The following is a 13,096-nucleotide window of genomic DNA, read 5'->3' as shown; positions in this document are numbered from 1 at the left end:
GACCGGCGCGGCGGAAGGCCCGCTGATGCGCATCGCGACCATCCACCTGCCCGATCCGCGCACCCCGGACGTGCGTACCGTCAGCATCACCGTGGACCGGTGGCACGAGGGCACCGCAGTGGTCGCCGTTGCTGATCTGCCGGCCCGTCGTCGGGACCTGGTCCGGGACGGCTGGATCGTGGTCGACGCCCTGGACGAGCCCGCCCTCGGCGCCCGCGTGAACAATGCGGACGCGCTGCTCGCCTACGACGCCGACGAGGGCCTCGGCTGGCACCCCAGCGTGCACGAGATCGGCCACGGCGAGGACCGCACCGCCTACCTCGCCCGCCCGAGTTCAAGGCCGACGCGGTGGCGTTGGTGCTGTCGAGGCCGGACCGGGTCCAGGCGGCGGAGGGCTTCGGTGTAGGCGATGCCCTCGGGGGCGGCCAGGGCACGTGCCTGTTCGCGGCGGGCGGCGCTGCTGCTCTTCGGCATGGTGTCGTCCTGTTCCGGCAGGGGTCCCACGCCGTCTCGCCTTCGCGGATACACATGCGATCAGCAGGAAGGAAAGACATCATCGCGGGCCCGAGGGACCTAGATGATTGATGCCAAGGCGTAGCTGCGGAGATAGGGCGAGGGTGTCCAAGCTGGATGTGTGACGAAAGAGTTAAACACCCTCGCAACCGCACTGTACGTGCGGATCGACGATGTGTTGAAGGTCCAGCCGCAACTCGCGCCGTGGCGGCCGAAGGTCGGCATCGCGCCGAAACTCAGTGACGCTGAGCTGGTGACCCTGGCAGTGCTGTCGGCGCTGCTGGGCTTCACCTCCGAGCGCCGCTGGCTGCGGTATGCCCGCGCCGAACTGGGCGCGATGTTCCCGCACCTGCCGGGCCGGCCGGGCTACAACCGGCGGCTGCGCAGCGCCTGCAGCTTGGTCCGGCACATGATCCGGATCCTGGCCGCCGATACCTCGTTGTGGAGTGACGACGTCTGGGTGGTCGATTCCACGCCGATCGAGTGCGGCCGCTCGCGGGAGACGGCCCGGCGCTCGGCGCTGGCCGGGTGGGCGGAGTACGGCTACTGCGCCTGCCACTCCCGCTACTTCTGGGGGCTGCGGCTGCACCTGCTGTGCACGCTGGGCGGGCTGCCGGTGCTGTTCGCCCTCGCCGGTGCCAAGGCCGATGAGCGCGAGGTCCTGCTCGGCATGCTGCAGGCCGCACCCGACGTGCTGGCCGCCCGCCCGGATCAGACGATCATCACTGACCGGCAGTATTACGGCCGCCTCTTCGAAGCCGAGCTCGCCGAGCGTGAGCTGCAGCTGCTGCGCCCGGCCCGCCAGGGCGAGCCCGAGCGGCCCGGCGCGGCGCTGTTCAAGCCCCTGCGCCAGACCATCGAGTCGATCAACAAGACCCTCAAGAGCCAGCTGGACCTGGAACGCCACGGCGGTCGCACCGCGGCCGGCGTGATCATCCGGGTGCTGACCCGCATCCTCGCGCTGACCAGCGTGATCTGGCACAACGACAAAACCGGCCAACCGATCAAGCGATCCCTGATCGCCTACGACCACTAACCGTAACCAGACCCCTTGGCATCAATCATCTAGCCGGCGATGCCACATGGCCGGCGTGGCCCGAGCACTCGCTCCAGGCCGCGGATCTGCTGGGACACCGACGGCTGAGCGACACGCAGCACCTCCGGCGCCGCCGTCACCGAGCCCTCCTCAGCGACGGCCAGGGCATACTCGAACTGACGCAGGCCCATCCCGTTCCCTCCCGTTGCAATCGGTGTAATAGTGTAAGCGTCCTCCGATCGGGTGTTCGGCCTGTGGGGAGTGGCCAAGTCGAACGTGTTGCGATGCTCGACTTGCCACGTCAACCAAGCCCACGGGGCGGTGCGGCGGTAGAAGGCCAGGATTCGCTCGCGGGGAATGACGCCGCAGTGGGCTGCCCACGCGTCTTGGTGTCGTGAGTTGAGAACGATAACAATCTGCGGTCGCCCTCCCCGAGGGCAAAAGTCGGGGTGGTCGGGTGGGGAGCACCCGATGTTAGGGAGCGCGCGGGGGCGGAGGATGCCTGCGGTACGACATCCCGTTTGTCCCCTCCGGCGTAAAGGAAACTCCCTCCATGCGACCTCCCCACCGGTTACGGCGCTGGCTCCTGGTCGGGCGGCTGGGCCTTGTCGGGCTCGTTGCCGCCATCGTCGCGACCGTGCTGGCCGGCGGACCGGCCTCCGCCGGGCCGAACCTGCCCCGGCCGACCACAGGGCCGATCGTGCCGACGCTCAAACCGATACCGAACTTTCCCCCGCTCCCTGTGACTCCGCCACCGACCACCGAGCCGACCACCGAGCCGACCACCGAGCCGACGAAGCGCAACTACAAGTGGGCGACGGTCGGCGACAGCTACACCAGCGGCGAGGGCGCCAGCCACGGCAGCGTCTACGTCGGCTATCCCACGGAGTTGTTCAAGCACCAGTCCGGGTACGCGCCCGCCCATCTGGCCTGGGCCTACCTGCAGCAGGGCCGCTATCCGATCGGCTCGTACACGATCCTGCCGCAGGAGATCCGCTCCACCTGGGGCGGCGACGAGATGCACTTCAACGCCTCGTCAGGGGCGGAGACCAAGCACCTCAAGCAGCAGCATTGCGAGAACAAGAGCTGCAGCGTCGTACGCAACCCGCCCCAGCTCGACGGCGTTCCCGCAGACACCGACATCGTCTACTTCGGGCTCGGCGGCAACGACGCCGGCTTCGGGTCGCTGCTGTCGTCTGCGATCGCCTCGCACTACGTCGGCTGGCTGAAGGAGGACATCCACGACCCGTCGATGCCGAACTACCAGGCGCGCGACGTGGAGCTCGAGGTGAAGCGGCTGCTGAAGCGGATCCCGCAGGTGTCGGCGAACGTCGAGCAGGCCCTGGTCGACACGCATGCCAAGGCGGGCAAGGCGGCGATCGTCGTGGCGCTCTATCCGCTGGCCGTCAAGGCGTCCGGCAACGCCGGCATCACCCAGATCACCGGCGCCGCGCTGGACCAGATGTATCCGTTCGCCGCCGCCGTCAACCAGGCGATCAAGGACGCGGTCGCGAACTTCCGCGCCAGGTACCCCTCCGTCAAGCTGCACGTCTTCGACCCGAACACGGCCGGGCCGAACGGCACCAGCGTGGTGGCCGGACATGAGCTCGGTCAGGCGGCGCCGTACTTCAACGGGCTGAAGGTCCGCAAGGAGCTCATCGGCAACACCAAGGCCTTCAAGATCGCCCAGGAGAGCTTCCACCCCAACGAGCCGGGCGCGGTGGCGATCGGCAAGGCGTTGGCGACCTTCATGGCCGGTGCGTTCCCCGACCTGTTCCCGAACGGGCCCGACTTCACCAACGTGCACACCAACCCGATCGCCGACGCGCAGGACCCGGAGGCGGAGCGGGAATTCGAGGAATGGGCGCTTGCTCACCCCGAGCTGATGTGCGAGGGGGCCGAGATCGACAGCATCTGCCACTACATCCGCCCCAACGGCGAGACCAAGTTCCCGGTGACCATCGTCACCGACCCGATCCCGTTCCCCGCGATTCCGGGGGCGCAGGTGGTCAGCGGTGGCATCGGCGGTGGTGGTGGCTACGGAAGCGGCTACAGCTGGATTCCGGCCACTTATACATACCCGACCGGGGAGCCGGGCGAGCACGGCGGTTCGAGCACCGTCCCGGGTGGCGGCACCGGTGGTAGTTCGGGTGGTGGCACCGGCGGAAGCACTGGTGGCGGCACTGGCGGAAGCACCGGCGGTGGCACTGGCGGTGGCACTGGCGGTGGCACTGGCGGCGGTACCGGCGACGGTGGCGGCTCGGGCGACGGCAGCGGCTCCGGCAGCGGGACCGGCGGCACCGGGACGGGCGGCACCGGCGGGGCCACGAACACGCCCACCGGCGACCCGTGCAAGCCCACCCAGGTGGAGCCGGGCGGCGGTGGTTCCATGCAGGTCTCGACGTCCGTGGTGAGCGGCGGCGGCCTCCGGCTGCCCGTCCAGCTCTTCTGGATCCAGTTCTCCAACACCAAGTCGCACCCGGACCCCTGCTCGCCCAGCATCCACATCAACGACGACATCACAGAGATCACCAACGAGGAGTGGGCGTAGGAACGCCCTGGAGCCGCCGGACGGTCACGAGCCGGCCGGCGGCTCCGGCCGTCCGGCCGGGAGGTCGCCGCCGGCCAGTCGCCGGGCCAGCGCCACCCGCGACCGCACGTCGTACTTGCTGAAGATCCGCGACACGTGCGTCTCCACCGTCTTCTGGCTGACCTGGAGCCGCTCGGCCACCTCGCGGTTGGTCAGCCCCTGGCCGATGAGCTCGGCCACCTCCCGTTCCCGCCCGGTCAGCGCCGTCTCCCGCGCCGCGTGCCGCTGTCCCCTGGCGGCCAGCCGCCGTTCCGCCCGGGTCAGCCGCCCGGCCAGCCAGTCCGCCCCGGACTCCCGATAGGCGGCCTTGGCCCGCCCGATCTCGGCGCGGCTGGCCGCCGCGTCGCCCATCCGGTCGTGGAGGGTGGCGAGCAGCTGATGGGCCAGGCCCCGCTCCACGACCGCGCCGCTCTCGGCGAACCGCTCGGCGGAGATCCGGGCGGCGGTCACGGCCCCGGGCAGGTCGTCGTGGCCGCTCAACGCGCGGGCGCGGGCGTCGTGGGCGAGCCCGAGCCGGTACGGGAGGTCGCCGGCGGCCTCGACCGCCGCCGCCGAGCGGGCCAGCGCGGTGACCACGTCGCCGTCGGCGCCGGCCCGGATCGACTGCACGGCCAGTCGTTCCACCTCGGTGTCGCGGGTCAGGACCGGTGGCAGCCGGGGGTCGGGCCCGGCCCGCCCGGCAAGCCGTACACGGGCCACCGGCACGTACGCCATCGCCTGCCACCACGCGGACCCGGGCCCGTCGGCGGCCAGCGAGCCGGCCAGCGCCAGGGCGGCCTCGATGCCGTGCCGCCACAGGACCGGCAGGAGCAGCACGCACCGCGCCATCGCCAGCGTCTCGCTGCTACGGATGTATTCGGAGGCCGCGGCGGCGTGCTCGGCGATCTCGATGGCCTCCGCCAGCCGCCCCGTCCTGGCATTGAGCTGCGCCTGCCCGATCAGCAGGTACGGCATCGCGTAGCTGCGCCCGGACATCGTGGCCAGCTCGACGCCACGGGTCAGATGGCGTTCGGCGTCGGCAGGCCGGTCCAGGAAGATCTCGCTCCACGACAGCGGCGCGATCAGCTCGACGTGCGGCACGAGGGCGGTGTCGGAGGCGCTGTCCATCAGCCAGCCGGCCCGCCTGCTGTGCGTCCGCGCCGCCGCCAGGTCGCCGTCCTGCATGCAGGCCACCCCCATCAGCGCGTACGCCGCCGCCTCCAGCGCGGGATCGGCCGTCTCCGACACCAGCGCGAGGGCTTCGCGCGCGTGCCGCCTGGCGCCCCCGGGGTCCGAGCGCAGCATCGCCACGGCGGCCAGCTCGGCCAGCAGCTGAGCGCGTACCCGCCCCTCGGCCTTACGGGTCTGCGCGCTCAGCAGCGCCTGCGCCTCGTCCAGCCGCCCGAGCATGCGCGAGATCACCGAGGAGAAGGCCACCGCGGCCGAGGCCACCTCGGGCGGCAGGTGGATGACCTCGTGCAGGATGCGCCGGCTCTCCGTCAGCGAGCCCATCACGCCGGTGCCGCGCGCCAGCCCGGTGAGCAGCCTGCCCCGGTACGGGACGAGGTCGTCGCGCTCCGGCAGCACCCGCAGCGCCTCGTGGAGCAGCCGTACGGCGGTCGCCGGAGCCGAGTCCAGGTAGGCGATGCCCGCGTCGCCCAGCGTCCTGGCGGCCTGCTCGTCACCGGGCTCGGCGCACCGCTCGGTGTGGTGGGCCAGCAGCGCGAGCGAGCCGTCGGTGCGGCGCAGGTGGCCGGCGACCCTGGCGTGGGCGGTCACGCGCCAGGCCGCCCCGCACGTGTCGTACGCGGCGGCCCGCACCAGCGGATGCCGGAAGGCGAACCGCGCGCCCGCCAGCGTGCCGAGGCCGTGCCGGCACAGCTCGTCCACGGCGGCGGCGGCGCTGGCCGCGTCCAGCTCGGCGACGTGGGAGATGACGACGGGCGAGGCCAGCTCCCCGGCAACCGCCGCCGCGTGGGCCGCCCGCCGGCCGGCGGGGGTCAGCCGGTCCAACTCCCGGCGCAGCACGGCCAGCAACGTCTGTTCGAGGGCGAGCGTGGCGCCCGGCCGCCCCTCGGCCAGCTCGCTCAGGAACCGGTCGTCGGCGTCCAGCAACGCCCGCAGGAACAGCGGGTTGCCGCCGCTGGCCCGGTACATCAGCCGCCGACGGCCCGGGTCCACCTGCGGCGGCACCAGCAGCGCCGCCGCGTCCTCGTCGAGCGGGGCCAGGCTCAGCCGGGTGACGTGCGGGTCCCGCCGCGCGACGGCCTCGGCGACCACGGGCGGGACGGTGCCCGTACGGCAGGCGAGGGCCAGCGTGAACCCAGCGGCCGGCGGGCGGCGGAGCAGGAACTCGGTCAGTTCGAGCGAGGGCGCGTCGGCCCAGTGCAGGTCGTCCAGCGCCACCACGGCGCCGCAGTCATCGGCCAGCCGGGCCAGGAACGACCGGATGCCGCGGTAGGTGTGGTAACGATCGAGCTGGTCGGCCTTGCCCGCCGACAGCAGGGTGCCCAGCGCCGCCTCCGCGGGCCCGCCTTCGGGAGCGGTGTCGGACAGGCGGGTGAAGGCGTCCACGTAGACGCCGAACGGGACGAGCCGCTCGAACTCGGTGGCGCTGCCGGCCAGCACCGTGCGCCCGGCCGCCTCCGCCCGCTCGACCAGGTACTCCAGCAGCCGGGTCTTGCCGACCCCCGGCTCCCCGTCGATGAGCACCAGGCGGTGGCCGCCGGCGATCGCGGCCTCCACCAAGGACCTCTCTCCGGCCCGCCCCACCAGTTCGGGCCGTAACACCGCCTCGGTCATCGCAGACCCCCGGTCCCGCAGAAAGCCGCCCCAAGACACGGATGAGCTTACCCAGGGCGTGCGGGGCCGCACAGGGGGGCAGCACACTGGCAATACGGGAGAAAGACACCGCGACCGGGGGTTCCCGCTGGTTAGTGGACTCGGCGGGGTGGAGCGAGGTGTTCAGTGACAGCAACGATTGCTTCGCTGCCGGGCCGGATGTAGCGCATAGCGGTGCGGGGGTTCCATCGCCGGGTCTTGGTCGTGATGAGCTGTAGGGGAACCTCGGCGTCGCCGAGGTGAGCGGCGGCGGAGTGGCGGAGCTGGTGGAGGTCGAGCCCGGCGTGCTTCTCGAGCAGGACGCGGGCGGAGGCCGCTTCGCCGAGGCGGATGTAGCGGCCGAGGCTGGTCAGGCTCTGGTGGCGGCTCTTGGCCTGCAGCTCTGGGGCGGTGCGGCCGGCCGCCACAGGTGCGGACTGCCGATGCCGAGCTGGGCGTAAGCACAGGCCTGGAGCCGGGTTCCGCTACAGCACATGTTCAACGTTTTCCCGGTATGCGACCGCCTGTGCCAGCAGACCTTGGCACAATCCCCCCGGGGATGCGTAGCGAGCCCGAGCCAAGGAGATGGCGATATCTGAGCCGAGGCGCCCAGGCTTTCGCACGTCGCACACCCGCCCACCGGTGGCGGCAACGCCGGAGGCGCTCTTCGCCGATCTGCCGCGCACTCCTACCGGGCATGGTGCCCTGTGGTCACGAGCTGGAACGCTCGTTCGGACGAGCGCCGATCGTGCGCGTGCCGGCACCGCCGGGCTGGGAACGCACCGGCAGCGGCCGGCGCTTCTTCGTCTTCCCCGCTCTGGCCGACCTCGAGGGCGCCTCCCCGGCCTCGGCGCTCGACCGCCTGGCCCGGGTGGAACCCAAGCAGATGATCCTCACGCCAGACGCGGCCACGGCCACGGCCCTGGCCGACGCCCTGGCCATCGCCCCCGATGATCGTTACACCGCGCAATCCGCTCAAGGACTGGAACCCTTCGCCGCCGCGGCCCAGGGCACGCTGCTGGCGGCGGGCCGCTACAACGGCATGGACCTGGCCGGCAACACCTGCCGCACACATCTTGATCACGCCTCGGCAACGGGGGCAGGCTCCCCAGCGTCGCCGTAACGCAGGACAAGCTCACGCAGCGCCCGGCGTCCGGATTCGTGGTCGGCGCGGTGGGCCGCCGTGGTTGCGCGGGCGCGCCAGCCGTCGCGATCGAGCGGCTCGACGTGCCTGTCCACCTCCTCCGCCACTCTTTGGACGAACGTGTCCACGTCGATGTCCAGCGCCTGGAACGCCTGCGCCGCCACACAGCCCGGCGTTCGCAGCACGACGGCGAGCACCGCGCTGGCACCGCCGACCGGGTCCGTTTCGTCCAGTGCTGCCGCCAGGCGCGGCCGCAGGATTCCCGTCATGCGGAGTATTGTGCAGTGAACGCGAGCTGTCCGGGGCGGCGATAAGGCGGCGGCATTCTTCGCGTCCTTCCGGCCCACCACGGCCTCCTGAGCCAGTGGCACTCTCAGGCGGCGGGCGGCGTAAACGCCGGCTTTCGGGTCCATGCCTGCGGCTTTTCCTGGTCAGCCGCCTGGTCATGAGCGTGATCGAGGCAACGGTCAGGTGGGCTTCGCTGTGCGACGGTTTGCGTTCGAAGTCGATTACCTTGCGTCGGGCGTTCATCAGCCAGGAGAGAGGCCTGTCGACGATCCACCTCCTTGCGAGCACCTTGAACCCGGTCTGACCAGGCCGCTTAGTCACGATCTTCAAGGCCAGGCGCAGAAAGCGGCGGGCCCAATCCACCAGTGTCCCGGCGTAGGCGCTGTCGCCCCAGATGAGCGTGCAGCATCCGCAGCCGGGCCAGCAGTTCCCGGGCGGCGTCGCGGTCGGGCTGCCCGGCCGGCGTGGCAGCTGGTGCCAGGCGCTGGTCTCGGCCAGGGCGAACTCGCCGCCGTGCTTGCGCGGCCTGCCGCCCTTGGAGTCGTAGCGGCGTGCCGGGGCACGCAAGCGCAGCACCCGATCGGAGCGGATGCGTCCGAGTGGTTCGACGGGCAGGTCGCGCAAGACGCAGGCCAGGCGGGTGATGTCGTAGCCGGCGTCGGCCACGGAGAGCACGGCCGGGTCTACGCTGAGCCACTGGCCTGCGGCGATCAGCCGCCCGATCACGGCGCGCAGCTGGGCGGCGGTGACGGCGGCGGCGTCGTCGACCGGCCCCAGCCGCACCACATCCAGCGGCGCCGTCCACGAACTGCGCCCGTCTCCAACGCCGCGGCGAACGAGTACGACCAGCCCGGGATGCGCTGCGAGGCACTCTCGGCCCGGCCGTAGACGTGGCAGAACAGCCTTGATCGCCCTGCAGCACGGTGTCCCCTCGACCCTGACGTCCACGATCACCGTGCCCGCCCCCACTGGCAACGCCCCGTGTGCCATTTCTGGCTTGTAGATATGATCAATAGTGTCGCGATCGGGGTCACTCGTCGTTCCCGTTCATCCCCGAGCCCCGATCAGAATCTCCCCCACCCATCACAAGAGCAGCCGAGGGGGCAGAGGATGACCGTACACAGCAACATCTCGATCACCGGGCGCATCACCCTATTCACCGGCGTGGTATCGGCCTTGCTGTGCACGCTGCTGGCCGTCGTCCTCATGATCGCCATCCATCACTACGCCACCGGCGCCCTCAGCGAGGAGATTCGCGCGGCCGGCGGCCGTGTCGCCATCACCGTGGAAGATCTGGGCAGGGTAGGCGGCCCTCTTGCGCAGTACCCGGGCCGCAACGTCCAGGTGGTCGATGACCAGGGGCGCGTCGTTGAGTCGACCGTGGCGCTGCGTGGCAAACCGCCGATGGCGACGTTCATCCCGGACGGCGAGAACACCAGGGAAGGTGTGGTGTGCGGCGGCGTCTTCGGGCATGGCCAGTGCGACATCGTGATCGCCCAGTCGGCCGACCGGCCGGAGGGGAACTGGACGGTCTATGCCTCCTCCCCGGTGGTGCCCTGGTGGGTCGAGCCCTGGCTGGCGTCCCTGGTGATCGGCTCCGCGGTTGTGCTGTCGGCTGCCATCACCGGCCTCGGCAACCGGATCGTCACCGCGTCGCTGCGTCCGGTGAGTGCCATCCGCAGCGAGCTGGACGAGATCAACGCCACCTGCCCCTCCCGCCGGGTGCCGATGCCGCCCAACCGCGACGAGATCAGCGACCTGGCCGACAGCATCAATCACACCCTGGCCCGCCTCGACACCGCGATGACCCAGCAGCGCCAGTTCGCCTCCGACGCCTCCCACGACCTGAGAACCCCCATCGCCGCGATGCGTGCGGAAGTGGAGGACGCCCTGCTGGCACCCGAGGCGACCACGCTGACCAGATTGTGCAACACCCTTCTGGTCAGCCTGAAACGGCTGGAGTCGATCGTCGTCGACCTGCTGACGCTCACCAAACTCGACGCGGGCGCTCCCACCGCGCCCACCCTGTTCGACCTGGCCGAACTGGTGGACGAGGCGTGTCAGATGCGCACCCGTCTCCAGACGACCAAGCGTCTGCTCTGCCACGTGGAGCCCGGCGTGACGGTACGTGCTGACCGGCAGCACCTGGGCCGCCTGCTCACCAATCTTCTCGACAATGCCGACAGGCACGCAGCAAGCACGATCACGATCAAGGTGCAGCTTGAGGCCGATGAGCGTCACCCGGGCGGAGTCGCGGTGCTGGAGGTGCTGGATGACGGCCCGGGCATCGATCCCGACAAGCGTGAGCTGGTGTTTGGGCGCTTCACCCGGTTGGACCCCGCCCGGAACAAGGACACCGGAGGCAGTGGGCTTGGCCTGCCGATCGCCCGGCAGATCGCCGAGGAAGCCGGGGGCACTCTGCGGATCGAGGACAGCGACCGGGGCGCCCGCTTCGTGCTTCGGCTCCCACGCAACTCGCGGGATGCCCCCGGATCCCCGCCCACTGCCGGATGACCGACAAGCAGCAAGCTCCGCACGTGTCCTGCCCGACGGGCCGTTGCTGGAAGGCTCACTCGGCGGTGACTCCCTGCAGGCGGGACCGGCGGCGCTCTCCGGTGCGCTGGTCGGCTACGCCCGCGTCTCTACCGCCGGACACTGACGCGGAATCGCCGCCTGAGGCCGCCGCCTCGTGTGAGCCGGGAGTTCGCCACTGCCAGCGGCGAGGTCCCATCCACACTCTCTTTGCGGCGTGCGGCGTGCGGCGTGCGGCGTGCGGCGTGCGGCGTGCGGCGTGCGGCCGGAACCGACTGTGCAGGCCCGTGCTTCGTGGCCTGGCACCAGGTCAGCCAGGGCGTGGACGGAGTTGAAGGCAGCGGGATTGGCCTGCGCCCTGGTCTGCGGTCCTGGTAGCCCATCGGCGTGGCGCTTGGACACCTGACTGACGAAGAGCGGTCATTGATCGAGCCTCACCTGCCGTTACGCAGGACCAATCCGGACTTGCGGCAGCAGTTCAACGCGGTGATGTGGCGGTTTCGGAAAGGATGGCCGTGGCGGGATCTGCCCGCCGGGGCTGGGCGGGACTTGTGTGTTCGTGGACCTTCCGCTTGCCGTCGACGGCTAGCGTGCTGCAATGGTGACATGTCTTTGGACGAGCTTCGTGACCTGCTGGAACGGCATGCGCGTCCCAGCTTGACCACTGCCATCGACGGCGTCCGGATCTGCAAGGTCGACCACGCCGGTTCGCCGGAGTCCTCGATGTCCGGTACGGTGCTCGCGGTCATCGCTCAGGGCAGCAAGCGTCTGGCGCTGGGAGACCGCGTCTACGAGTATGGTGCCGGCCAGTACCTCGTCGCTTCGGTCGACCTCCCGGTGACGGGGCATTTCGTCGATACCGCCGGCCCCTCGCTCGGTTTCGGGATGACCCTGGAACCTGCCGTCATCGCGGAGCTGCTGCTGCAGACCGGACCGGGGGAGTCGCCGCGGTCCACCGGCACCGCACCGCCGGGCATCGCGGTCAGTGACGCCCCTGAGGAGTTGCTCGACGCAGTCGTACGGCTGCTGCGCCTGCTCGACCGGCCAGGGGACCGCAAGGCGCTCGTCCCGCTGGTCAAGCGGGAGATCCTCTGGCGGTTGATGACCGGGGAACAGGGTGACGCCGTCCGTCAGCTCGGCCTCGCGGACAGCAGCCTGAGCCACATTGAACGTGCTGTTCGGTGGATCCGGGAGAACTACACCCAGCCGTTCCGGGTCGAGGAGCTGGCACAACTTTCGCAGATGAGCGTCTCCGCCTTCCACCGGAACTTCCAGGTGGTGACGGGGATGAGTCCGATCCAGTTCCAGAAGCAGATCCGGCTGCAGGCGGCGAGGTTGCTGCTGGCGAACCGTCCGAACGACGTCACCGGCGTCGGTCAGCGCGTCGGGTACGACAACCCGTCCCAGTTCAGCCGGGAGTATCGGCGCCAGTTCGGTGCTCCGCCCAGCGTCGACGCGGTGCGCCTGCGGAGTGGAGCCGGTCCCGCTGCGGCCGCGCTGCCATGACCCCCACCTGAGCGAAGAGGATTGTGCAACCACGCGAAAGGATCGTGAAAGCCTGGCGCTCGCCTCGTTGCTTGCATGGATGTACCGGAATCAGTCCCGGATTCCGGGACAATCACCACCAAGCAGGAGGCTGGTAATGAACGGCAACATGCCCCTCGACGAGCGGCAGACCGAACTGTGACCGTGGACGCGGCCATCGCCCGCGCCCTCGCCATCGGGCCGGACTCCTCCGCGGCCGAGCGCACGATCGACATCACGACCCTGGGCGCCCGCAGCGGCCTGCCACGTCGTATCGAGATCTGGTTCCACCGCGTGGACGGTCGCTGGTACCTGACCGGCATGCCCATGCCCCGCAGCTGGTACGCGAACGTGCGGGCCAATCCGCGGTTGGTCGTGCATCTCAAGCACGGAGTTCAGGCCGACCTGCCCGCGACCGCAAGGCCGGTGGACGAACCGACACGACAACGAGTGATTACCGCGGTACTCGACCTGCAGAACAGGCCCGAGATCGCGGCGCGGGTAGGCCGGCGTCAGAGGCTCGACAAGTGGCTCGCGCATAGCCCACTGGTCGAGATCGTGTTCGACGACGAGCGGTTGCCGACACAGCCGACGTCCGAATAGTGCCGGACCTCCCCAAGGGCGCAGCGTCACCGTTCCGATCACTCACCGAACGTTCCACGAACGATTC

13 protein-coding genes and 2 pseudogenes are annotated in these 13,096 nt (G+C 70.4%); 11 read left to right on the top strand and 4 right to left on the bottom strand.

Annotated features, from left to right (window positions below; translation table 11 throughout):
• Nucleotides 1-25: 25 nt before the first annotated feature.
• Together ACBJ32_RS48080 and ACBJ32_RS48075 are read left to right on the top strand one after the other, a co-directional pair.
• The gene (locus tag ACBJ32_RS48080) at nt 26-406 is read left to right on the top strand and encodes a hypothetical protein (RefSeq protein ID WP_375132592.1); all 381 of its coding nucleotides are present in this window, start codon (nt 26-28) and stop codon (nt 404-406) included.
• 228 nt (nt 407-634) lie between these two features.
• On the top strand, nt 635-1,549 hold the full coding sequence (locus tag ACBJ32_RS48075; protein WP_375132591.1) for an IS982 family transposase: 915 nt from the start codon (nt 635-637) through the stop codon (nt 1,547-1,549).
• 29 nt (nt 1,550-1,578) lie between these two features.
• On the opposite strand, the gene ACBJ32_RS48070 is transcribed toward ACBJ32_RS48075, so the two are convergent.
• On the bottom strand, nt 1,579-1,740 hold the full coding sequence (locus ACBJ32_RS48070; RefSeq protein WP_375132590.1) for a LysR family transcriptional regulator: 162 nt from the start codon (nt 1,738-1,740) through the stop codon (nt 1,579-1,581).
• 362 nt (nt 1,741-2,102) lie between these two features.
• On the opposite strand from ACBJ32_RS48070, the gene ACBJ32_RS48065 reads away from it, so the two are divergent.
• Complete coding sequence (locus tag ACBJ32_RS48065; protein WP_375132589.1) at nt 2,103-4,100, top strand: hypothetical protein; 1,998 nt, start codon at nt 2,103-2,105, stop codon at nt 4,098-4,100.
• A 24-nt stretch (nt 4,101-4,124) separates the two neighbouring features.
• Here the strand turns inward: ACBJ32_RS48065 and ACBJ32_RS48060 are convergent, their stop codons facing one another.
• A complete protein-coding gene (locus tag ACBJ32_RS48060; RefSeq protein WP_375132588.1) occupies nt 4,125-6,920 on the bottom strand; it encodes an AAA family ATPase in 2,796 nt (931 codons plus the stop codon).
• Nucleotides 6,921-7,198: 278 nt separating this feature from the next.
• On the opposite strand from ACBJ32_RS48060, the gene ACBJ32_RS48055 reads away from it, so the two are divergent.
• Both ACBJ32_RS48055 and ACBJ32_RS48050 read left to right on the top strand, forming a co-directional pair.
• Nucleotides 7,199-7,399: a hypothetical protein gene (locus ACBJ32_RS48055; RefSeq protein ID WP_375132587.1), complete on the top strand. Its 201-nt coding sequence runs from the start codon at nt 7,199-7,201 to the stop codon at nt 7,397-7,399.
• Between the two features lie 287 nt (nt 7,400-7,686).
• Nucleotides 7,687-8,061: a hypothetical protein gene (locus ACBJ32_RS48050; protein ID WP_375132586.1), complete on the top strand. Its 375-nt coding sequence runs from the start codon at nt 7,687-7,689 to the stop codon at nt 8,059-8,061.
• Here the strand turns inward: ACBJ32_RS48050 and ACBJ32_RS48045 are convergent.
• The gene (locus ACBJ32_RS48045; RefSeq protein ID WP_375132777.1) at nt 8,019-8,351 is read right to left on the bottom strand and encodes a hypothetical protein; all 333 of its coding nucleotides are present in this window, start codon (nt 8,349-8,351) and stop codon (nt 8,019-8,021) included. The two genes, ACBJ32_RS48050 and ACBJ32_RS48045, sit on opposite strands and share 43 nt — an antisense overlap.
• A 176-nt stretch (nt 8,352-8,527) precedes the next feature.
• Here ACBJ32_RS48045 and ACBJ32_RS48040 point away from each other — a divergent pair, with 176 nt between their 5' ends.
• Nucleotides 8,528-8,674 carry a hypothetical protein gene (locus ACBJ32_RS48040; RefSeq protein WP_375132776.1) on the top strand — a complete coding sequence of 49 codons (147 nt, stop codon included), beginning with the start codon at nt 8,528-8,530 and terminating at the stop codon, nt 8,672-8,674.
• Nucleotides 8,675-8,764: 90 nt separating this feature from the next.
• Nucleotides 8,765-8,917: a hypothetical protein gene (locus ACBJ32_RS48035; protein WP_375132775.1), complete on the top strand. Its 153-nt coding sequence runs from the start codon at nt 8,765-8,767 to the stop codon at nt 8,915-8,917.
• Here ACBJ32_RS48035 and ACBJ32_RS48030 read toward each other — a convergent pair.
• Nucleotides 8,899-9,360: pseudogene (locus ACBJ32_RS48030) on the bottom strand (transposase); the annotation flags it as partial. The gene ACBJ32_RS48035 and the pseudogene ACBJ32_RS48030 overlap by 19 nt on opposite strands.
• 120 nt (nt 9,361-9,480) lie before the next feature.
• Between ACBJ32_RS48030 and ACBJ32_RS48025 the strand changes: the two are divergent.
• The 4 genes and pseudogenes from ACBJ32_RS48025 (at nt 9,481) to ACBJ32_RS48010 (ending at nt 13,029) form a co-directional block, all read left to right on the top strand.
• Nucleotides 9,481-10,884, top strand: a complete 1,404-nt coding sequence (locus ACBJ32_RS48025) for a sensor histidine kinase (protein WP_375132585.1) — start codon at nt 9,481-9,483, stop codon at nt 10,882-10,884.
• A gap of 405 nt (nt 10,885-11,289) precedes the next feature.
• Nucleotides 11,290-11,433, top strand: a pseudogene (locus tag ACBJ32_RS48020) (transposase); the annotation flags it as partial.
• Between the two features lie 75 nt (nt 11,434-11,508).
• Nucleotides 11,509-12,408 carry an AraC family transcriptional regulator N-terminal domain-containing protein gene (locus ACBJ32_RS48015; RefSeq protein WP_375132769.1) on the top strand — a complete coding sequence of 300 codons (900 nt, stop codon included), beginning with the start codon at nt 11,509-11,511 and terminating at the stop codon, nt 12,406-12,408.
• Between the two features lie 183 nt (nt 12,409-12,591).
• Nucleotides 12,592-13,029, top strand: a complete 438-nt coding sequence (locus ACBJ32_RS48010) for a nitroreductase/quinone reductase family protein (protein ID WP_375132584.1) — start codon at nt 12,592-12,594, stop codon at nt 13,027-13,029.
• The last annotated feature ends 67 nt before the right edge of the window (nt 13,030-13,096 follow it).

Source organism: Nonomuraea sp. GTA35, from assembly GCF_041950525.1.
Taxonomy (GTDB): domain Bacteria; phylum Actinomycetota; class Actinomycetes; order Streptosporangiales; family Streptosporangiaceae; genus Nonomuraea.
This window is presented reverse-complemented; position numbering and strand designations above follow the sequence as displayed.

Excerpts from the sequence above, each read along its gene's own strand:
- ACBJ32_RS48080 (WP_375132592.1), top strand. The coding sequence starts at position 26 with ATGCGCATCGCGACCATCCACCTGCCCGATCCGCGCACCCCGGACGTG.
- ACBJ32_RS48070 (WP_375132590.1), bottom strand. The coding sequence starts at position 1,740 with ATGGGCCTGCGTCAGTTCGAGTATGCCCTGGCCGTCGCTGAGGAGGGC.
- ACBJ32_RS48065 (WP_375132589.1), top strand. The coding sequence starts at position 2,103 with ATGCGACCTCCCCACCGGTTACGGCGCTGGCTCCTGGTCGGGCGGCTG.
- ACBJ32_RS48060 (WP_375132588.1), bottom strand. The coding sequence starts at position 6,920 with ATGACCGAGGCGGTGTTACGGCCCGAACTGGTGGGGCGGGCCGGAGAG.
- ACBJ32_RS48045 (WP_375132777.1), bottom strand. The coding sequence starts at position 8,351 with ATGACGGGAATCCTGCGGCCGCGCCTGGCGGCAGCACTGGACGAAACG.
- ACBJ32_RS48040 (WP_375132776.1), top strand. The coding sequence starts at position 8,528 with ATGAGCGTGATCGAGGCAACGGTCAGGTGGGCTTCGCTGTGCGACGGT.
- ACBJ32_RS48035 (WP_375132775.1), top strand. The coding sequence starts at position 8,765 with ATGAGCGTGCAGCATCCGCAGCCGGGCCAGCAGTTCCCGGGCGGCGTC.
- ACBJ32_RS48025 (WP_375132585.1), top strand. The coding sequence starts at position 9,481 with ATGACCGTACACAGCAACATCTCGATCACCGGGCGCATCACCCTATTC.
- ACBJ32_RS48015 (WP_375132769.1), top strand. The coding sequence starts at position 11,509 with ATGTCTTTGGACGAGCTTCGTGACCTGCTGGAACGGCATGCGCGTCCC.